The sequence below is a fragment of the Kineococcus terrestris genome (assembly GCF_041020755.1).
Taxonomy (GTDB): domain Bacteria; phylum Actinomycetota; class Actinomycetes; order Actinomycetales; family Kineococcaceae; genus Kineococcus; species Kineococcus terrestris.
Genome location: NZ_JBEUEI010000009.1, coordinates 41,672 through 60,224, shown reverse-complemented (window position 1 = coordinate 60,224; position 18,553 = coordinate 41,672). Strand labels below are relative to the sequence as shown.

Genomic DNA, 18,553 nt, shown 5'->3' with positions numbered 1-18,553 from the left:
CTCCAGACCAGCGGGCGCCTCCAGTCCTACCGAAGGGCCGCTCATGCGAGTGCTCGGGATCAACGCCGTCTTCCACGACCCCGCGGCCGCGCTGGTCGTCGACGGGCGGACCGTCGCCGCCGCCGAGGAGGAGCGCTTCAGCCGCCGCAAGCACGGCAAGCGGCCCGTGCCGTACTCCACGTGGGAGCTGCCGGAGCTGGCCGTGAAGCACTGCCTGGCCATCGCCGGGCTGCGCCCCGAGGACGTCGACGTCGTCGGCTACTCCTACGACCCGCGCCTGGTGCTGCCGTCCTCCGAGCTGGACCTGGGCGACCCGGACGACGCCATCCGCACCCGCTACGCCGAGCGCGCCCCCGAGGCGGTCGAGACGGCCTTCGGCATCGACCGCGCCAAGGTGCGCTTCGTGCCGCACCACGTCGCGCACGCCGCCTCCGCCGCGCTGGCCTCCCCCGAGGCCGCGCGCGCCGGCTCCTCGGCGGTGCTGACGGTCGACGGCCGCGGCGAGCACGTGTCCTCCCTGGCCGGCCGCTACCGCGGCGGGTCCCTGGAGGTGCTGCACGAGCAGCGCCTGCCGGACTCCCTGGGCCTGCTGTACGAGACGTTGACCAGCCACCTGGGCTTCCTGCACTCCTCCGACGAGTACAAGGTCATGGCGCTGGCCAGCTACGGCAAGCCGCGCTTCGCCGACGAGCTGGAGGAGTTCGTCCACGCCACCGGCGACGGCGGGTTCGTCGCCCGCTCGCCCGACTGGTCGCGCTGGGCGCCGCGCCTGCTGGACGGCGAGCAGTGGGACCCGCGCACCGACACCGTCCACGCCGACCTGGCCGCCTCGGTGCAGGAGGTGCTCGAGCGCACCCTCGTCGACGTGGCGCGCTGGCTGCACGAGCGCACCGGCGAGCGGGTCCTGACGATGGCCGGCGGCACCGCGCTGAACTGCGTGGCCAACTCCCGGATCTGGCGCGAGTCGCCGTTCGAGGAGGTCTTCGTGCAGCCCGCCGCGGGCGACTCGGGCACGGCGCTGGGCGCTGCCCTGCAGCTGGCCGCCGACGCCGGCGAGACGCTGGAGCCGATGACGAGCGCGGCGCTGGGCCGCTCCTGGAGCGACGAGGAGCTGGCCGGCTGGCTGGACCGGGCGCGGGTGACCTACACGACGCCCGCGGACCTGGCCGGCGAGGTCGCCGACGTCCTGGCCGCCGACGGCGTCGTGGCCTGGTTCGACGGCCGCGCCGAGTTCGGCCCGCGCGCCCTGGGCCACCGCTCGCTGATGGCGCACCCGGGGAAGAAGGAGAACCTCGAGCGCCTCAACGACGTCAAGGGCCGCGAGCAGTTCCGCCCCGTGGCGCCCATGGTGCTGTCCGAGCGCGCCCGCGACATCTTCTCCGGCGGGCCGTTCCCCAGCCCGTACATGCTCTTCGTGCACGACGTCGCGCAGGAGTGGAAGGACCGGATCCCGGCCGTCACGCACGTGGACGGCACCGCCCGCATCCAGACGATCGACGACGAGCGCACCCCGCGCGTGGCGGCCCTGCTGCGCGCCTTCGAGCAGCGCACCGGGCTGCCCGTGGTGGTCAACACCAGCCTGAACACCGCCGGCCGCCCCATGGTCGACGACCCGCGCGACGCGCTGGAGCTGTTCGGGTCCGCTCCCGTCGACGTCCTCGTGCTCGGCCCGCACCTGGTGCGCCGCAGCACGTTCACGCGGTGAGCCGCGAGAGCGCCTGGTCCGTCGTCGTCCCCACGGTGGGACGGCCGAGCCTGGACGTCCTGCTGCGGTCCCTGGCCGCGCAGGAGGGTCCGCGGCCCGAGCTCGTGGTCGTCGTCGACGACCGGCGCGGGAGCGCGCCGCTGGAGGTGGCCGAGGAGGTGCGCGCGGCGCTGCCGCTGCGGGTGGTCCGCTCCGGCGGGCGCGGGCCCGCCGCGGCCCGCAACGCCGGCTGGCGGCGCACCCGCACCGCGTGGGTCGCCTTCGTCGACGACGACGTGCTGCTGCCCGCGGGGTGGTCGCGGGCGCTGCAGGACGACCTGGACGCCGCCGGGCCCCGCACGGGCGCCGTGCAGGGGCAGATCGAGGTGCCGCTGCCCGCCGGCCGGCGGCCCACCGACTGGGAGCGCGGCACCGCCGGCCTGGCGGACGCCGCGTGGATCACCGCCGACATGGCCTACCGGCGCGCCGCGCTGGAGGCCGTCGCCGGCTTCGACGAGCGCTTCCCGCGCGCCTTCCGCGAGGACGCCGACCTGGCGCTGCGCGTCCTGGACGCCGGGTGGGAGCTGGTGCGCGGCGAGCACGGGGCCGTGCACCCCGTCCGCCCCGCCGACGACCTGGCCAGCCTGCGCCAGCAGCGCGGCAACGCCGACGACGTCCTCATGGACGCCCTGCACGGGCCCGGGTGGCGCGAGCGCGCGCGGGCACCGCTGGGCCGGCTGCCCCAGCACGCGGCCACGACGGCCGCGGCCCTCGCCGCGGCCGGTCTGCTGGCCGCCCGGCGCCCGCGCGCCGCCGCCGCGGCCGGGACCGCCTGGCTGGCGCTGACGGGCGAGTTCGCCTGGCGGCGGATCGCGCCGGGGCCCCGCGACGGCGCCGAGGTGCGCCGGATGCTCCTGACCAGCGCCGCGATCCCGCCCGCCGCGGTGTGGCACCGCCTGCGCGCGCAGTGGCGCTGGCGCCGCGGCGCGCCGGCGTGGCCGCCGCCGCTGCGCGCGGTCCTGTTCGACCGCGACGGCACCCTCGTGCACGACGTCCCCTACAACGGCGACCCGGAGCTGGTGGAGCCCGTGGACGGCGCCGCCGAGGCCGTCGTGCGCGTGCGCGCGGCGGGCCTGGCCACGGGCGTGGTCACCAACCAGTCCGGGGTGGCGCGCGGCCTGCTGACGCGCGAGGACGTCGACCGGGTCAACGCGCGCGTCGGCGACCTGCTGGGCCCCTTCGACACCGTGCAGGTGTGCACCGACGGCCCGGACGAGCCGTCCACGCACCGCAAGCCGCAGCCGGGCATGGTGCTGGACGCCGCCCGCGCGCTCGGCGTGCTGCCCGCCGAGTGCGCCGTGGTCGGCGACATCGGCGCCGACGTCGAGGCGGCCCTGTCCGCGGGCGCGCGCGGTGTGCTGGTGCCCACGCCCGTCACCCGCTCCGAGGAGGTGCGCGACGCGCCGGAGGTCGCCGCCGACCTGGCCGGGGCCCTCGCCCTGCTGCTGGACGGCACCGGCGCGCGGGCCGCCGGCGCCGGCGAGGGGGGCGCGTGAGGGTCCTCGCCTGCCGCACCGACAACGACGGCGACGTCCTGCTGACCGGGCCGGCCGTGCGGGCGCTGGCGGCCTCGGCCGAGGTGGACGTGCTGGCCGCCCCCGCGGGCGCGGGCGCCGCCCGCCTGCTGCCGGGGGTGCGCGACGTCCTCGTGCTCGACCCGCCGTGGAGCGGGTACGCGCCGCCGGCCGTGGACGCCGCGGCCCTGGACGCCTTCGTCGCCGAGGTCCGCGGGCGCGCCTACGACGCCGCGGTGGTCTTCACCTCCTTCCACCAGAGCCCCCTGCCGCTGGCGCTGCTGCTGCGCCTGGCCGGGGTGCCGCGCCTGGCCGCCGCCAGCGAGGACTACCCCGGCTCGCTGCTGGACGTGCGCCACCGCCGCGAGGCGCCGGGCCTGCCGGAGCGGCACGAGGTGGAGGCCATGCTCGACCTCGCCGGCGCCGCCGGGTTCGCGCTGCCCGACGGCGACGACGGCCGCCTGCGGGTGCGCGACGACCTGCCCGACGCCCGGGCGGCGCTCGGCGGCGCGCTGCCGGCCGGCCCGTACGTCGTCGTCCACCCGGGCGCCTCCGTGCCGGCGCGCGCGCCGCTGCCGGGCCAGGCCGCCGAGGCCGTGGCGCAGCTGGCCGCCGAGGGCCGCGCCGTCGTCGTCACCGGCGGGCCGGGTGAGCGGGAGCTGACCGCGCGCGTGGCCGGCCGGCGCGGCACCGACCTGGGCGGGCGCACCGACCTGCCGCTGCTGGCCGCGGTGCTGGCCGGCGCCGACGCCGTCGTCGTCGGCAACACCGGCCCGGCGCACCTGGCGGCGGCCGTCGGCACGCCCGTGGTCTCCTGGTTCGCGCCCGTCGTGCCCGCCGCCCGGTGGGCGCCGTACGGGGTGGCGCGCGTGGTGCTGGGCGACCAGGCCGCCGCGTGCGCCGGCACCCGCGCCCGGGAGTGCCCCGTGCCCGGTCACCCCTGCCTGGCGGGCGTCGACACCCCGCGGCTGGTCGCCGCCGTCGACGCGCTCGCCCCGATCCCGACCCCAGGAGGTGCGCCGTGAGGATCCTCGTCTGGCACGTGCACGGTTCGTGGACCACCGCGTTCGTGCAGGGCCGTCACGACTACCTGCTGCCCGTGGTGCCCGACCGCGGCCCCGACGGGCGCGGGCGCGCCCGCACGTGGGACTGGCCCGCGAGCGCCGTGGAGGTCGCCCCGGAGGCGCTGCGCGACGCCGACGTCGACGTCGTGGTGCTGCAGCGCCCCGAGGAGCTGGAGCTGGTGGAGCGCTGGACGGGCCGCCGGCCCGGGCGCGACCTGCCGGCCGTGTACGTCGAGCACGACGCGCCGCGCGCGGGAGCGGCCGACAGCCGGCACCCGCTGGCCGACCAGGACGAGGTGCCGGTCGCGCACGTGACGGCCTTCAACCGGCTGTACTGGGACTGCGGGCGGGCGCCGACCACGCTCGTGGACCACGGCGTCATCGACCCCGGGTACCGCTTCACCGGGGAGTCGGCGTCGCTGGCGGCGCTGGTCAACGAGCCGGTGCGCCGCTGGCGGGTGGCGGGCACGGACGTGCTGCTGCGGGTGGCCGAGCAGGTGCCGGTGCACCTGTACGGCATGGGGGTGCAGTCCCTGGCCGACCGGCTGACGGTCTCCGAGGACCTGCCGCAGGCCGCGGTGCACGACGCGCTGGGCGCGCACCGCGCCTACCTGCACCCCTACCGCTGGACGAGCCTGGGACTGTCGCTCATCGAGGCCATGATGGCCGGGCTGCCGGTGCTGGCGCTGCCGGCGACGGCGGCGCCGGAGGCCGTGCCGCCCGCGGCCGGGGTGCTCTCCAGCGACCCGGACGCGCTGGTGGCCGCGGCGCGGCGCTGGCTGGCGGACCCGGACGAGGCCCGCGAGCGCGGTCTGGCGGCGCGCGAGCACGCGCTGGCGGCGTTCGGCGTGGAGCGGTTCCTGGCCGACTGGGACCGCCTGCTGGCGGCGGTGGCGGAGCGTGGCGGGGTGGACCGGCTGACGGGGGTGGTGGCATGAGGCGCGCGCGCGAGCCGCGGCGGATCGCGATGGTGTCCGAGCACGCGAGCCCGCTGGCGGTGCTGGGCGGCGTGGACGCCGGCGGGCAGAACGTGCACGTGGCGGCGCTGGCCGGTGCGCTGGCCGACCGCGGGCACACCGTCGTCGTCTACACCCGGCGCGACGCGCCGGACCTGCCGGCGCGCACGGCGCTGCGCCGCGGTGTGGAGGTCGTGCACGTGGACGCCGGCCCGGCCGGTCCGGTGCCCAAGGACGAGCTGCCGCCGTTCATGCCCGCGTTCGCGGACGTGCTGCGCGCGGAGTGGGAGCTGGAGCGCCCCGACGTCGTGCACGCGCACTTCTGGATGTCCGGCACGGCGGCGCTGCCGGCCGCGCGGGACCTGGACCTGCCGGTGGTGCAGACCTTCCACGCCCTGGGCAGCGTCAAGCGCCGCTACCAGGGGGCCGCGGACACCAGCCCGCCGCAGCGGCTGGGGGCGGAGCGGACCCTGGCGGCCGAGTGCGACCTCGTGGTCGCCACCTGCAGCGACGAGGTGCACGAGCTGCGCGGCTCCGGGGCGGCGCCGCGGCGCGTGCAGGTCGTGCCCTGCGGGGTGGACGTGGCCCGCTTCGCGCGCCCGCGCAGCGGCCCGGCCGTGGTGGGCGACAAGCTGCCCGGCTGCCCGACGCGGCTGCTGAGCGTGGGCCGGCTGGTGCCGCGCAAGGGCGTGGACGTGGCGGTGCGCGCGCTGGTGGAGCTGCCGGACGCCGAGCTGGTCGTGGCGGGCGGCCCCGACCCGTCGCAGCTGGAGGGCGACCCGGAGGCGCGCCGGCTGGTGCAGCTGGCCCGCGAGCACGGGGTGGCCGAGCGGCTGCGGATGGTCGGGCGGGTGGACCCGGCGGACCTGCCGGGCCTGCTGGCCTCGGCGGACGTGCTGCTGGCCACGCCCTGGTACGAGCCGTTCGGCATCGCGGTGCTGGAGGCGATGGCCGCCGGGTTGCCGGTGGTGGCCAGCGCGGTGGGCGGGATGCTCGACACGGTCCGCGACGGCGAGACGGGCCGGCTGGTGCCGGTGGACGCCGCCGGGCACGCCGACCCCGCCGCGGTCGCGGCGGCCGTGCGCTCGGTGGTGGCCGACCCGGCGACGGCGGCGCGGCTGGGCGCGGCCGGGCAGGAGGTGGCCCGGCGGCGCTACGACTGGGCGCGGGTGGCCGCGGCCACCGAGGCCGCCTACGAGAAGGTGCTCGCGCTGCCGCGGCGCACGGCGGCCAACGGCCGCCCCACGACGCGGGCGTGGCTGAGCGAGCACGTGCTGGAGCTGCAGGGGGTGCTGAGCGCGCTGGAGGCCGAGGGCGAGCGCCTGGACCGCTGGGGCCGGCACCTGGTCGACGTGGTCGACAGCGGCGGGCGGCTGCTGGTGGCCGGCAACGGCGGCAGCGCCGCCGAGGCGCAGCACTTGACCGCCGAGCTGGTGGGCCGCTTCGTCGGCGAGCGGCGGCCGCTGTCGGCGCTGTCGCTGCACGCGGAGACCTCCACGGTGACGGCGGTCGTCAACGACTACGGCCCCGACGAGGTGTACGCGCGGCAGGTGGAGGCGCACGGGCGTCCTGGCGACGTGCTGCTGCTGCTGTCCACCAGCGGGCGCAGCACCAACCTGCTGCGGGCCGCCGAGCGCGCCCGCGCGGGCGGGGTGACGACGTGGGCGCTGACGACGAGCGCGGCGAACCCGCTGGCCGCGGTGTGCGACGACGCGCTGGGGCTGCCCGGGCCGTCGACGTCGGCGATCCAGGAGGGGCACCTGATGGCGGTGCACGCGCTGTGCGTGGCGGTGGAGGCGCACCTGCCGGCGGTGCGCAGCACCACGACGGTGGACCTGACGGCCGTGCGCGCGGAGGTGTCCGCGTGAGCGCTGCGCCGCGGCGCGTGGTGGTGGTCGGCGACGTGGTCCTGGACCGCGAGCTGGTCGGCGACGTGCACCGGGTGGCCCCGGACGCCCCGGTGCCGGTGGTGGACCTGACCGGGACGGTGGAGTCGCCCGGCGGGGCGGGGCTGACGGCCCTGCTGGCGGCCGGGCCGGGCGAGACCCCGGTGCGGGTGGCGCTGGTGGCGCCGGTGGCCGACGACGAGGCCGGGCGCCGGCTGGTGGAGCTGCTGCCGGGCGTGGAGGTCGTGGCCCTGCCGCACGCGGGCGGCACGCGCCGCAAGTCGCGGGTGCGCGGCAACGGGCAGGTGCTGCTGCGCCTGGACGACGGCGGCCCGGGCACGCCGGGGCCGCTGGACGCGCCGCTGCGCGCCCGGGTGGCGGGGCTGCTGGCGGAGGCCGACGTGGTGCTGGTCTCGGACTACGGGGCGGGCACGACCCGCGACCCGGTGCTGCGCGAGCTGCTGACGTCCGCGGCGGCGAGCACGCCGGTGGTCTGGGACCCGCACCCGCGCGGCGGGGACCCGGTGCCCGGCTGCGCGCTGGTGACGCCGAACCTCGCCGAGGCGCGGGCGGCGGCCGGGGACGGGTCGCTGGGCGCCGCGGAGGCCGCCGCGCTGGTGCGCGAGCGCTGGGCGGCGCGCGCGGTGTGCGTGACGGCCGGCGCGGACGGGGCGTTCTGCGCGGTGGCCGGCAGCGAGGTGCTGCACGTGCCGGCGGTGCCGGCGGCCGGCGACCCGTGCGGGGCCGGGGACCGCTTCGCGGCCACGGCCGCGGTGCGGATCGCGGCCACGGGCGCGCTGTCGCCGGCGGTGGCGCGCGCGGTGGAGGACGCCTCGGCGTGGGTGGCCCGCGGCGGGACGAGCGGGTTCTTCGCGCGCGCGGCGGCGACGGGCGGGACGACCGCGGCCCCCGCCACCGCGGCGACGGAGCCCCTCGCGCGCGGCGCGGAGAGCGCCCAGGAGGTCGCGGCGCGGGTGCGGGCGGCCGGCGGGACGCTGGTGGCCACGGGCGGCTGCTTCGACGTCCTGCACGCCGGGCACGTGGGCTGCCTGGAGGCCGCGCGGGCCCTGGGCGACGCGCTGGTGGTGCTGGTCAACTCCGACGCCTCGGTGGCCCGCCTGAAGGGCCCGGGCCGGCCCGTGGTGGGCCAGGTCGACCGCGAGCGGGTGCTGCGGGCGCTGTCCAGCGTCGACGCGGTCGTCGTCTTCGAGGAGGACGACCCGCGGGCGGCGCTGGAGGCGCTGCGCCCGGACGTGTGGGCCAAGGGCGGCGACTACGGCGGCGCGGAGCTGCCGGAGGCGCCGCTGGTGCGCGGCTGGGGCGGGCGGGTCGTGCTGCTGCCCTACCTGGACGGGCGCTCGACCACCCGCATCCTCGAGCGGGGCCGCGCGTGATCCTGGCGCTGCGCGCGCTGGGGCTGGGGGACCTGCTGGCGGGGGTGCCGGCCCTGCGCGGCCTGCGCCGGCTGCACCCGGAGCAGCGGCTGGTGCTGGCGGCGCCGCGCGCGGTGGGTGAGTTCCTGCGGGTGCGCGGCGTCGTCGACGAGGTGCTGGCGACCTCGTGGCTGGACCCGCTGCCGCCGGTCGCGGCGCCGGACCTGGCGGTGGACCTGCACGGGCGCGGGCCGGAGAGCCGGGCGCTGCTGGCGGCGACCGGGCCGCGGGAGCTGCTGGGGTTCGCCACCGACGGGTGGCCGGACGGGCCGGTGTGGGTGCGCGACGAGCACGAGGTGCTGCGCTGGTGCCGGCTGGTGGGCGCCGGGACGCCGCAGGACCTGCGGCTGGGCTCCGGCACGGGCACCGGACCGGTCGTGGTACACCCGGGCGCCGCGTCGGGCTCGCGCCGCTGGCCGGTGGACCGGTGGGCGCGGGTGGTGCGCGCCCTGGCGGCGCACTCCCCCGTCGTCGTCACCGGCACGGCCGACGAGGCGCACCTGGGCGCGGCGCTGGCGCGGGCCGGGGCGCGGGACCTGTGCGGGACGCAGTCGCTGGAGGAGCTGGCCCGCACGGTCGCCGACGCGCGGCTGGTGCTGTCCGGGGACACGGGCACCGCGCACCTGGCCACGGCCTTCGGCGCGCCGTCGGTGCTGCTGTTCGGGCCGACCCCGCCGCACTGGTGGGGTCCGGCGGTCGACGCGCACCTGCACACCGTCCTGTGGCACGGCGACCCGGCCGCCGACGACTACGTCGGCGACCCGCACGCCGACGAGGTCGACCCGACGCTGGCGCGGATCGGCGTCGAGGAGGTGCTGGCGGCGGTCGCGGCGCTGGGCCGCTGAGCCCCGGCCCGTTGTCCCGCGGGCCGTCGCGGGGCAGGCTGGCGCCGTGAAGCTCGGCGCCGTCGCCCTGGACACCCCCGACCCCGCGGGCCTGGCCCGCTTCTACGCGGGCCTGCTCGGCTGGGAGGTCGACGAGCAGGAGTCCTCCGAGGACTGGGTGGAGGTGCGCGGGGACGGGCACGTCCTGGCCTTCCAGCTGGCCCCCGACCACGTGCGCCCCACCTGGCCGGCCGGCGGGGTGCCGCAGCAGGTGCACCTGGACCTGCACGTGCCGGCGTTCGAGGACGCCGAGCGCCGCGCCCTGGAGCTGGGCGCGACCGTCCTGGACACCTCGCCGCAGCACCCGACGTGGCGCGTGTACGCCGACCCGGCCGGGCACCCGTTCTGCCTGTGCCTGGACGGGTCCGGCCAGGCTCCCGAGGAGGCGTCCGGGGGCTGACGGGGCCCGGCGGGCTCAACCCCCGGCGAGCAGCTCCAGCAGCCGGTCCACCGCCGGCGCCTGACCGGCGACGAGCTTCGCGCGCGCCACCCCGGGCGACACCCACGCCGCACGGTCCACCTCCGGGTGGTGCCGCACCCGGCCCGAGCCGGGCGGGTGCTCCAGCGCGAACGTGCCCGGGCGCAGCGCGGTGACGTCGAGGTCGCCGGCCAGCGCCCACACGCTGACGACCTTGCCGCCGGACTGGCGGAACTCCCCCAGCGCGACGGGCTCGCCGGGCGGCACGGGCAGCCCCAGCTCCTCGGTGAACTCCCGGCGGGCGGCGGCGAGCAGGTCCTCGCCCTCCTCCGGCTCCCCCTTGGGCACCGACCAGGCGCGCTCGTCGCGGCGCGCCCAGAACGGCCCGCCCATGTGCGCGATGAGGACCTCGACGCCGCCGTCCGGCGCGGGGCGGTGCAGGAGCAGGCCCGCGCTGCGGCGCGGCCCGCGCGCCCGCGTCCCTGCCGCCGCGCCCGCCGGTGCCACCACCTGGCCAGTGTGCCGCCCCGCGGGCGTGGGAGCCTCGGGGACCGTGACGAGGACGCAGGACGGGACGGCGCCGGGCGCGCCGCGGTCGGGGATGGCGCGCGCCGGGGACGCCGTCGGCCGGTGGTTCGCCGTGGTGGTGCTCGCGGCGGGGGCGCTGGCGCTGGCGTTCCCCGCGGTGCCCTCGGGCTGGACCCCGGCGGTGCCGTGGCTGCTCAGCGTGATCATGCTGGGGATGGGCATGACGCTGCGGCCGGTGGACTTCGCGCTCATCAGCCGGCGGCCGTGGGCGCTGCTGCTGGGGGTGGCCGCGCAGTTCACGATCATGCCGCTGCTGGGCTGGGGCGTGGCGCACCTGCTGGGCCTGCCGCCGGTCCTGGCGGCGGGGATGGTGCTGGTGGGCGCGGCGCCGGGCGGGACGGCCTCCAACGTCGTGGTGTACCTGGCGCGCGGCGACACGGCCCTGTCGGTGGCGATGACGTCGGTGTCCACCCTGCTGGCGCCGTTCCTGACACCGCTGCTCGTGCTGGCGCTCGTCGGGCGGTCGCTGCCCGTGAGCGGGACGGCGCTGTTCACCTCGATCGTGCAGATCGTCCTGGTGCCCGTGGTGGCCGGGCTGCTGCTGCGGCTGCTGCTGCCGCGCCTGGTGGAGCGCTGCCTGGACGCGCTGCCGCTGGTGTCGGTGGCGGGCATCGCCGTCGTCGTCGCGGCGGTCGTGGCCGGCAGCGCGGGCACGCTGCTGGAGGTCGGCGCCCTGCTCGTGGTGGCGGTCGTGCTGCACAACCTCGGCGGGTTCGCGCTCGGCTACGCGGTGGGCCGGCTGTGCCGGGTGCCGGTGGCCAGCCGCCGGGCGATCAGCGTGGAGGTGGGGATGCAGAACTCCGGGCTGGCCGCAGCGCTGGCCACCGTCCACGTGGGCCCGGCCGCCGCGCTGCCCGCGGCGATCTTCTCGGTGTGGCACAACGTGTCCGGCTCGCTGCTGGCCACCTGGTGGTCGCGCCGGCCGGTCCCGGACGCGGCTCAGGTGGACGTGCGCGCGGGGGTCAGCCGGTCCGCGGACAGGTAGAGGCGCAGCGCCGCGACGAGGACGCCGTCCGGCGAGGCCGCGAGGTCGAACGCCAGGCAGAACGGGACCGCCGGTCCCGGCCCGCCGGTGAACTCGCCCTCCAGGTGCGCGCGCTCGTCACCGACGTCCAGCGACAGGCCCCGCGGCCGCTCGACGTGCGCCCGGCCGTGCAGGTCCAGGACGTGCTCGCGGACGGCGGCCCGGCCGCGGAACTCCTCACCCGTCGAGCAGTCGGTCCACACGACGTCCTCGGCGTAGCAGGCGGTGAAGTCCCCGCCGTCGCCCAGCGCGGCGAAGTACCGCTCCAGCAGGGCCCGGTTCTCCTCGGCCGTGGGCATCGCCGTCCCCCTCCTCGCGGTCCTGGCGCGCCCAGGGTCCCGCACGGGCGCGCCGGGGTCCAGGACCGGGGTGCGGGCCCGGCGCGGAAACCCGTTGCCGCGCCGTGGCGGCGATGGCAGCGTCCGGCCGGTGGAACCGCCGGACGGCCCGCTGGTGCGCGCCGCGCACGCCGACGCGTGGGCGCAGCTGGCGCGGGTCCGTCCCGGGGGGGGCGGTCGCCGAGCTGCCCGGCGCGCGGCTGGCCTCCAGCGGCCTGCGGCACCCGCAGTTCAACGGCGCCGACCTCTTCGGCCCCGCGCTCGTGGACCCCGGCGCCGTGGCGGCCTGGTTCGCCGCCGAGGGGGTGCCGTGGGCCTGGCGCACGCCTCCCGGGCTGGTGGACCCGCCGGGGAGGCTCGTGGTGGCGCAGCGGCTCATGGCGGTGCCCGCGGCCGGCCTGCGGTCCGCGGTCCCGCCGGCCGGCGTGCACCTGGCCCTCGCAGGACCGGAGGACCTGGCCGACGTCGCGGCCGTCGACGTGGCGGCCTTCGGCGGGGACGCGGGGCGGGCGCGCGCCTGGCTGGGCCCGCACCTGGCGGCCGGTGCGGTGCGGGCCGGGGTGGAGGTCGGCCTGGCCCGCGCTGGCGGGCGCGCGGTCGGCACCGCGTACGCCGTGCGCTCGGACGGCGCCGCCGGGCCGGCGGTGCTGCTGGCGGGTGTCGGGGTCGTCCCCGACGCCCGCGGGCGCGGCGTCGGTGCGGCGCTGTCGTCGTGGCTGCTGGCGCGCGCCGCCGCGGCCGGCGCCCGGCTGGCGCACCTGCAGCCGGACGACGAGCGGGCCGCGCGCGTGTACGCCCGGCTGGGGTTCACCGAGGTCGAGGGCCTCGAGGTGCGCGCCCCCGAGGACCCGGCCGGTGGCGGGAGCGGCCGCGGACCGCGAGGGTGAACGTCGTGGACACCGTGCTCGACAGGTCGGGGGTGCGCGTGCGCTCCGCGGCGCCGGGGCGCCGCGCCGTGCTGGCCCGGGCCGCCGGGATCGGCGCCGTCAGCGGGCTGGCCGGGGCGGCCGCGACGGCGGTCAGCCAGCGCCTCGAGCGCGCCGTGACGGGACGGCCGGCCTCCTACGTGGCCGGGCGGACCCTGCTGCTGCTCGCGGGCCGCTCCCCCGGCGACGACGAGCGCCCCGCCGCGGCCACGGCCGCCATGCGGGTGGGCACGAGCGTCGCCCTGGGGGCCCTGCGCGGGGTGTGGCGGGCCAGCGGGCTGGTCGTCGTGCGGGCGACCGTCGCGCAGACGCTCACGCGGATCATCGTCGACCAGACGCTGGAGAACGCCACGGGCGCGGGCGCCCCGCCGCGCACCTGGCAGCGCGGGGAGGGTGTGGTCGAGGTGCTGCACGCGGCCGTCGACGCGATCGCCACCGGCCTGCTCGTCGAGCACCTGGTCGACCCGGTGCTGGAGTCGCGCCGCGGGACCGCGAGCCACTGACCCCGCCGGCGGGCCGGCACCGCCGTCAGCGGCGGGCCTCCTCGCGCAGGGGCCGGACGGCGGGCGGCACGGCGTCGCCGACCACGGCGGGGAACTCGCACGTGAAGCTGCCCGAGTAGCCGGCCAGCGGCCCGAACCGGGCGTTGGAGACGGCGACGTCGATCGTGAACCGCTCGCGCCGCTCGTCCCAGCCCTCGGTGAGGACCGCGGTGCCGGACAGCGCCATCGGGAAGCGGAAGCTCACCGGTCCCTCGTGGAAGCGCTGCGCGCCGGAGACGATCCGCAGGCTGCCGTCCGGCAGCACCGAGGGGCGCAGGTCCACCGCGAGGTGCTGGTGGGTGCCCAGGTAGTCCAGGACCCGGCCGGGCCCGTCGGCCACGAGCGTGGCGTCGAAGCGGCGGCGCCGGCCGGGCCGCACCTCGAAGGTGCGCACGACGGTGACGGTCTCGCGGCCCAGGGAGTCGCGGTACGCGTAGTTCTCGACGCTGAACGGCACGTCGGTGGCCGCGTCCGGGACGAGGATGTTGCGCCAGGCGCCCAGGTGCAGGAACGGCAGCGTCCACGCCGGCCCGTGCCACACCCGGTCCATCGTCCCGCGGCCCACGCAGGAGTACCCGGCGGCGGTCGAGACGCCGAAGCGCCGGCGCAGCATCGGGTGCAGGCGGTGCGCGTCCTCGCCGAGCGCGCCCAGGACGACGCTGCCCGCCAGGTCCGGCACGGACCCGGGCACGGGCTCCACGGCGCTCACGGGGCGCTCACGGGGGCGCTCACCGGACGCTCGGGGCGCACCGGCCGGCGCCCGCACCGGCGGGCGGAGGGGGTGCCGCGACCCACGGGCACGAGGGCGGCGGCGGCCACCGCGAGCGCCGCGACCGCGGCCCCGCGCGGGCGCCCGGTCCGCAGCGCCGGGACCGCGAGCGCGACCAGCAGCGCCCGCGCCGCCGCGTCCGCCAGGGCGCGGTCGCGGGCCCGGGCGGGGTCCAGGCCCTCCTGCGCCCACAGCCGCAGGCGGTCGAAGCTCCACGCGGTGGCCCAGCCGACCGCCGGCCGCACGAGCACCGGGTCCAGGAGGCGGCCCAGCGGGCCCCAGCCGGGGGTGTAGTCGTAGCCCGTGCTGAAGCGGAAGCCCCGCGCGGTGGGCTCGTAGCGCCAGTACCCCGACCCCTCGCCCAGCGGCGACAGGCGCCCGTGCGGGGAGAACCGCAGCGCCGACGTGCCCCGGCCGTCCGCCCCGCGCCGCTCGCCCGCCGAGACGCCGGTGCCGGTCACGGTGACCAGCGGCAGGCACGGGTGCGGCAGCGACAGGACGTAGGTGAACCGCTGCCGCCCGTCCGCACCGTCCGCACCGTCCGCGGGCGCCTCGGGGTGGATCGCCGAGAAGCGCAGGTCCCAGCGCGGGTGCTGGGCGGGGTCCTGCGTCAGGCGCCACAGCACGTCGGCGTCGCAGCGCACGAGGGTGTCGACGAACAGGGGCGGCACGCGATCACGCTAGCCGGGCGGCACCCGACCGCGGTGGTGTTCGGCCCGGTCAGGTCGCGCCGACCGGGCGGGTCCGCCTCAGCGCGCCTGCTGCTCCCGGAACCACTCCACGGTGCGCTTGAGGCCGTCGGCCCAGCCGACCCGCGGCTCCCAGCCCAGGACGGTGCGCGCCAGCGTCGTGTCCGGCCGGCGCACCTGGGGGTCGTCCACGGGGCGGGGCACGTACTCGATCGTGGAGGCGGACCCGGCGCCGGCGATGACGTCCTCGGCGATCTCCCGCACGCTCAGCTCCTCCGGGTTGCCGATGTTCACCGGGCCGGGGTGGCCGCTGGCGGCCAGGGCGAGGATGCCGTCGACCAGGTCGTCGACGTAGCAGATCGAGCGGGTCTGCGAGCCGTCGCCGGCGACGGTGACGGGCTCACCGGCCAGGGCCTGGCGGATGAAGGTGGGGATGGCGCGCCCGTCGGCGGCGCGCATCCGCGGGCCGTACGTGTTGAAGATCCGCACGATCGCGGTGTCGACGCCGTGGGCGGTGCGGTAGGCCGTGGTCAGCGCCTCGGCGTAGCGCTTGGACTCGTCGTAGACGCCGCGCGGGCCCACGGGGTTCACGTGCCCCCAGTACGTCTCCGGCTGCGGGTGCACCTGCGGGTCGCCGTACGTCTCCGACGTGGAGGCCAGCAGGAACCGGGCGCCCTTGGCGCGGGCCAGCCCGAGCGCGTTCCAGGTGCCGGTGGCGCCGACCTTCATGGTCTCCAGCGGCAGCTTGAGGTAGTCCACCGGCGAGGCCGGGGAGGCGAAGTGCAGCACGAGGTCCACCTCGCCGCTGACGTGCACGTACTCGGTGATGTCGCAGCGCCGCAGCCGGAAGCCGGGGTGGTCCACGAGGTGGGCGACGTTGTCGGGCACGCCGGTGAGGAAGTTGTCGAGGCAGACGACCTCGACGCCGGCGTCCAGGAGCGCCTCGCACAGGTGGCTGCCGAGGAAACCGGCGCCGCCGGTGACCACGGCGCGGGAGAAGGTGCGCGGCTCCCGGTACGCCTGCTCCGGTGCGGGCTGCGACTGCTGCGTGTGCTGCACGCTGGGCATGCAACCACCCGGCGGCCCGGCGCGCGCGGCCGACGCGCCCGCGGGCCGCGCGGGGTGCGGGCCGGCGGCGGGCCGCTAGCGTGCCGCCGTGACCTCCCCCGCCCTGCCCGTGACCGTCGTGGTCGCCACCCGCGACCGCGCCGAGGACCTGCGCCGGTCCCTGCCCCGCCACGAGGCGCCGGTGGTGCTCGTCGACAACGGCTCGCGCGACGGCACGGTGGAGGTGGCCCGCGCGGAGGGCCGGCGGCGGCGCGAGGAGGGCCTGCCGCCGCTGGTCGTGCTGGAGGCCGGGGAGAACCTGGGCGCGGTCGGGCGCAACCTCGGCGTGGGGGCCGCCGAGACGCCGCTGGTGGCCTTCGCCGACGACGACTCCTGGTGGGCGCCCGGCGCGCTGGTGCGCGCCGGGGAGCTGTTCGCGGCGCACCCGCGGATGGCGGTGCTCGCCGCGCGCCTGCTGGTGGGGCCGGCCGAGGAGCTGGACGGCGTGTGCGACGACATGGCCGCGGCGCCGTGGGGGCGCAGCGACGACCTGCCCGGCCCGGACGTCCTGGGGTTCCTGGCGTGCGGGGCGGTGGTGCGCCGCGAGCCGTACCTGGCGGTGGGGGGTTTCGACCCGGTCGTGCACTTCGCGGGCGAGGAGGAGCGGTTCACCTACGACCTGGTGGCCGCCGGGTGGGGCCTGGCGTACGTCGACGAGGTCGTCGCCCACCACCACCCCTCCCCCACCCGCAGCACCCCCGAGCAGCGGCTGCGCCTGCTGCAGCGCAACAGGTTGCTGACGGCGTGGATGCGCCGGCCGGTGCGGGTCGCCGCGCGCGACACCCTGCGGGCGCTGCGCGGGCCCGCGCACGAGCGCGGCGGCGTGCTGGACGCCGCCCGCCGGATGCCGGGCGCCCTGCGCCGGCGCCACCTCGCCGGCCCGGAGGTCGAGCGCCGCCTCGCGGTGATCGGCCGGTGAGCGCCCCCGCGACCTGGCCGGAGGAACCGCTCGACGGCCCGCCCGACGCGCGGGTCACCGTCGTCGTCATCACCTGGCAGCGGCGCGAGGAGGCGCTGCTGGCGGTGCGCCGGCTGCTGGCCCTGCCCGAGCGCCCGCGGGTGGTGGTGCTGGACAACGGCTCCACCGACGGCACGGCCGCGGCCCTGCGCGCGGCGCACCCGCGCGGCACGGCCGGCGCGGACCGCCTCGACGTCGTCGTCCTGCCGGAGAACCAGGGCGCCGTGGCCCGCAACACGGGTGTGGCGACGGCGTCCACGCCGTACGTGGCCTTCTGCGACGACGACACCTGGTGGGAGCCGGGGTCCCTGGCGCGCGCCGCGGACGTCCTGGACGCCGACCCGCGGGTGGCGGTCCTGACCGCCCGCATCCTCGTCGAGCCGGGCTCGCGCGAGGACGACATCGTCGCCGAGCTGCGCGACTCCCCGGTGCCCGGCGCCCCGGACCTGCCGGGCCCGGCGCTGGGCAGCTTCCTGGCGGGCGCCTCGGTGGTGCGCCGCGACGCCTTCCTGGGCGTCGGGGGTTTCTCCCGGCGGCTGTGGCTGGGCGGGGAGGAGGAGCTGCTGGCCGCCGACCTGGCCGCCGCCGGCTGGGAGCTGTGCTACCTGGAGGCCCTCGTCGTGCACCACCAGGCGTCGGTGCTGCGCGAGTCGGCGCTGCGCCGCCGGCACGGGGTGCGCAACACGCTGTGGTTCACGTGGTTGCGCCGGCCGGTGCCGGCGGCGCTGCGGCGCACCGGGTTCCTGCTGTCCAGCGTGCCGCGGGACCGCGTCAGCGCGCTGGGCGTGCTGGACGCGGTCCGCGGCCTGCCGTGGCTGGTGCGGGAGCGGCGCGTGCTGCCCCCGCACGCCGAGGCGCGCTTCGCCAGCCTGGAGCAGGCGCAGCGCGAGTCGCGCTCGCGGCACTACGGCTGAGCCCGCCCACCCCGGTGCCGGTGCTCCGGGGGCGACCTCACCCGCCGCCACGGGGCGCGCGCCCGGGCCGGACGGCCGGGTGCGCGCGCCGGCCCGGCGCCGCGGGCGGCCGGGCGCCCCGGCGGTGCGGGCGCGGCGAGCGCCGCCGGCCGCGCGGGCGCCCGGGGCGGCTCGTCCCCGCCGCCGCTCCCGCCGCCGGCACCCCGCGCGCCGTCGCCCGCGCCGTCCGGGGAGTCCCCGGCCGCGGACGGCCACCTCGCCTCGACCTCGAGCAGCAGCAGGTCGACGAGGAGGTCCGCGGCCGGGTCGGCCTCAGCCGCTGATCGCCTGCTGGTCATCGGCGTGCTGGACCTCGATGCGCCGCGGCTTGGCCCGCTCGGCCACCGGTACCCGCAGGGTCAGGACGCCGGAGCGGTAGCTGGCGCTGATCCGCTCGGTGTCCAGGTTGTCGCCGAGGATGAGCTGGCGGCTGAACACCCCGCGCGGGCGCTCGGCGGCGATCATCTCGTCGGTGCCCTCGTGCACGGGCCGCTGCGCCCGCACCGTCAGGACGTTGCGCTCCACGTCGAGGTCCACGGTGGACGGGTCGACGCCGGGGAGGTCGAACTCCACGACGAACTCGTCACCGCGGCGCCAGGCGTCCATCGGCATCACCGCCGGCCTGGCCGTGGTCCCCAGGAACTGCTGCGTCAGGCGGTCCAGCTCCCGGAAGGGATCGGTGCGCATCAGCATCGTCACCACCTCCGTCGTCGTGAGGAGATGCGCTGTGAACCCCGTGCCGGCCGGTCCCCGCCCGGTC

19 protein-coding genes are annotated in these 18,553 nt (G+C 78.7%); 13 read left to right on the top strand and 6 right to left on the bottom strand.

Translation table 11 applies throughout. The features are described 5' to 3' along the window. The first annotated feature begins 43 nt into the window (after positions 1–43). Genes AB8M62_RS07570 through AB8M62_RS07535 form a run of 8 tightly spaced genes read left to right on the top strand, consistent with a single transcriptional unit; the run spans position 44 to position 9,881 of the window. On the top strand, positions 44–1,705 hold the full coding sequence (locus AB8M62_RS07570) for a carbamoyltransferase family protein (protein ID WP_369054078.1): 1,662 nt from the start codon (positions 44–46) through the stop codon (positions 1,703–1,705). Further along, entirely contained in the window at positions 1,702–3,240 is a 1,539-nt protein-coding gene (locus AB8M62_RS07565) for an HAD-IIIA family hydrolase (RefSeq protein ID WP_369054076.1), read from the top strand. Before AB8M62_RS07570 ends, AB8M62_RS07565 begins: the two co-directional genes overlap by 4 nt. Then, positions 3,237–4,283 carry a glycosyltransferase family 9 protein gene (locus AB8M62_RS07560; RefSeq protein ID WP_369054074.1) on the top strand — a complete coding sequence of 349 codons (1,047 nt, stop codon included), beginning with the start codon at positions 3,237–3,239 and terminating at the stop codon, positions 4,281–4,283. Before AB8M62_RS07565 ends, AB8M62_RS07560 begins: the two co-directional genes overlap by 4 nt. Continuing rightward, positions 4,280–5,260, top strand: coding sequence for a glycosyltransferase (locus AB8M62_RS07555; RefSeq protein WP_369054073.1), 981 nt, complete (start codon positions 4,280–4,282; stop codon positions 5,258–5,260). The genes AB8M62_RS07560 and AB8M62_RS07555 overlap by 4 nt, the downstream gene beginning before the upstream one ends. Beyond that, positions 5,257–7,146, top strand: a complete 1,890-nt coding sequence (locus tag AB8M62_RS07550; RefSeq protein ID WP_369054071.1) for a glycosyltransferase — start codon at positions 5,257–5,259, stop codon at positions 7,144–7,146. The genes AB8M62_RS07555 and AB8M62_RS07550 overlap by 4 nt, the downstream gene beginning before the upstream one ends. Continuing rightward, complete coding sequence (locus tag AB8M62_RS07545; RefSeq protein WP_369054069.1) at positions 7,143–8,558, top strand: PfkB family carbohydrate kinase; 1,416 nt, start codon at positions 7,143–7,145, stop codon at positions 8,556–8,558. Before AB8M62_RS07550 ends, AB8M62_RS07545 begins: the two co-directional genes overlap by 4 nt. Then, entirely contained in the window at positions 8,555–9,442 is an 888-nt protein-coding gene (locus AB8M62_RS07540; protein WP_369054068.1) for a glycosyltransferase family 9 protein, read from the top strand. Before AB8M62_RS07545 ends, AB8M62_RS07540 begins: the two co-directional genes overlap by 4 nt. Before the next feature lie 46 nt (positions 9,443–9,488). After that, on the top strand, positions 9,489–9,881 hold the full coding sequence (locus AB8M62_RS07535) for a VOC family protein (protein ID WP_369054066.1): 393 nt from the start codon (positions 9,489–9,491) through the stop codon (positions 9,879–9,881). 15 nt (positions 9,882–9,896) lie between these two features. Here the strand turns inward: AB8M62_RS07535 and AB8M62_RS07530 are convergent, their stop codons facing one another. Then, entirely contained in the window at positions 9,897–10,409 is a 513-nt protein-coding gene (locus AB8M62_RS07530; protein ID WP_369054065.1) for an NUDIX hydrolase, read from the bottom strand. A gap of 91 nt (positions 10,410–10,500) precedes the next feature. Between AB8M62_RS07530 and AB8M62_RS07525 the strand changes: the two genes are divergently transcribed. Beyond that, positions 10,501–11,472: a bile acid:sodium symporter family protein gene (locus AB8M62_RS07525; protein ID WP_369069158.1), complete on the top strand. Its 972-nt coding sequence runs from the start codon at positions 10,501–10,503 to the stop codon at positions 11,470–11,472. Here the strand turns inward: AB8M62_RS07525 and AB8M62_RS07520 are convergent. After that, positions 11,427–11,810, bottom strand: coding sequence for a nuclear transport factor 2 family protein (locus AB8M62_RS07520; protein WP_369054064.1), 384 nt, complete (start codon positions 11,808–11,810; stop codon positions 11,427–11,429). The two genes, AB8M62_RS07525 and AB8M62_RS07520, sit on opposite strands and share 46 nt — an antisense overlap. Positions 11,811–11,923: 113 nt before the next feature. Here AB8M62_RS07520 and AB8M62_RS07515 point away from each other — a divergent pair, with 113 nt between their 5' ends. Together AB8M62_RS07515 and AB8M62_RS07510 are read left to right on the top strand one after the other, a co-directional pair. Next, positions 11,924–12,736, top strand: coding sequence for a GNAT family N-acetyltransferase (locus AB8M62_RS07515; RefSeq protein ID WP_369069119.1), 813 nt, complete (start codon positions 11,924–11,926; stop codon positions 12,734–12,736). Positions 12,737–12,741: 5 nt separating this feature from the next. Continuing rightward, positions 12,742–13,278: a hypothetical protein gene (locus AB8M62_RS07510; RefSeq protein WP_369054062.1), complete on the top strand. Its 537-nt coding sequence runs from the start codon at positions 12,742–12,744 to the stop codon at positions 13,276–13,278. A 25-nt stretch (positions 13,279–13,303) separates the two neighbouring features. Here the strand turns inward: AB8M62_RS07510 and AB8M62_RS07505 are convergent, their stop codons facing one another. The 3 genes from AB8M62_RS07505 to AB8M62_RS07495 all read right to left on the bottom strand — a co-directional run bounded on the left by AB8M62_RS07505 (position 13,304) and on the right by AB8M62_RS07495 (position 15,843). After that, positions 13,304–13,930, bottom strand: a complete 627-nt coding sequence (locus AB8M62_RS07505; RefSeq protein ID WP_369054169.1) for a DUF4166 domain-containing protein — start codon at positions 13,928–13,930, stop codon at positions 13,304–13,306. Between the two features lie 92 nt (positions 13,931–14,022). Next, positions 14,023–14,757 (bottom strand): hypothetical protein, encoded by a 735-nt coding sequence (locus AB8M62_RS07500; RefSeq protein WP_369054060.1) that lies wholly within the window; start codon positions 14,755–14,757, stop codon positions 14,023–14,025. A gap of 78 nt (positions 14,758–14,835) precedes the next feature. Beyond that, positions 14,836–15,843: a UDP-glucuronic acid decarboxylase family protein gene (locus tag AB8M62_RS07495; RefSeq protein WP_369054059.1), complete on the bottom strand. Its 1,008-nt coding sequence runs from the start codon at positions 15,841–15,843 to the stop codon at positions 14,836–14,838. A gap of 88 nt (positions 15,844–15,931) precedes the next feature. On the opposite strand from AB8M62_RS07495, the gene AB8M62_RS07490 reads away from it, so the two are divergent. Then, the gene (locus AB8M62_RS07490) at positions 15,932–16,801 is read left to right on the top strand and encodes a glycosyltransferase family 2 protein (RefSeq protein ID WP_369054058.1); all 870 of its coding nucleotides are present in this window, start codon (positions 15,932–15,934) and stop codon (positions 16,799–16,801) included. Next, positions 16,798–17,754, top strand: coding sequence for a glycosyltransferase family 2 protein (locus tag AB8M62_RS07485; protein WP_369054057.1), 957 nt, complete (start codon positions 16,798–16,800; stop codon positions 17,752–17,754). Before AB8M62_RS07490 ends, AB8M62_RS07485 begins: the two co-directional genes overlap by 4 nt. Positions 17,755–18,066: 312 nt before the next feature. Here the strand turns inward: AB8M62_RS07485 and AB8M62_RS07480 are convergent, their stop codons facing one another. Beyond that, the gene (locus AB8M62_RS07480) at positions 18,067–18,486 is read right to left on the bottom strand and encodes an Hsp20/alpha crystallin family protein (RefSeq protein ID WP_369054056.1); all 420 of its coding nucleotides are present in this window, start codon (positions 18,484–18,486) and stop codon (positions 18,067–18,069) included. Positions 18,487–18,553: the final 67 nt, after the last annotated feature.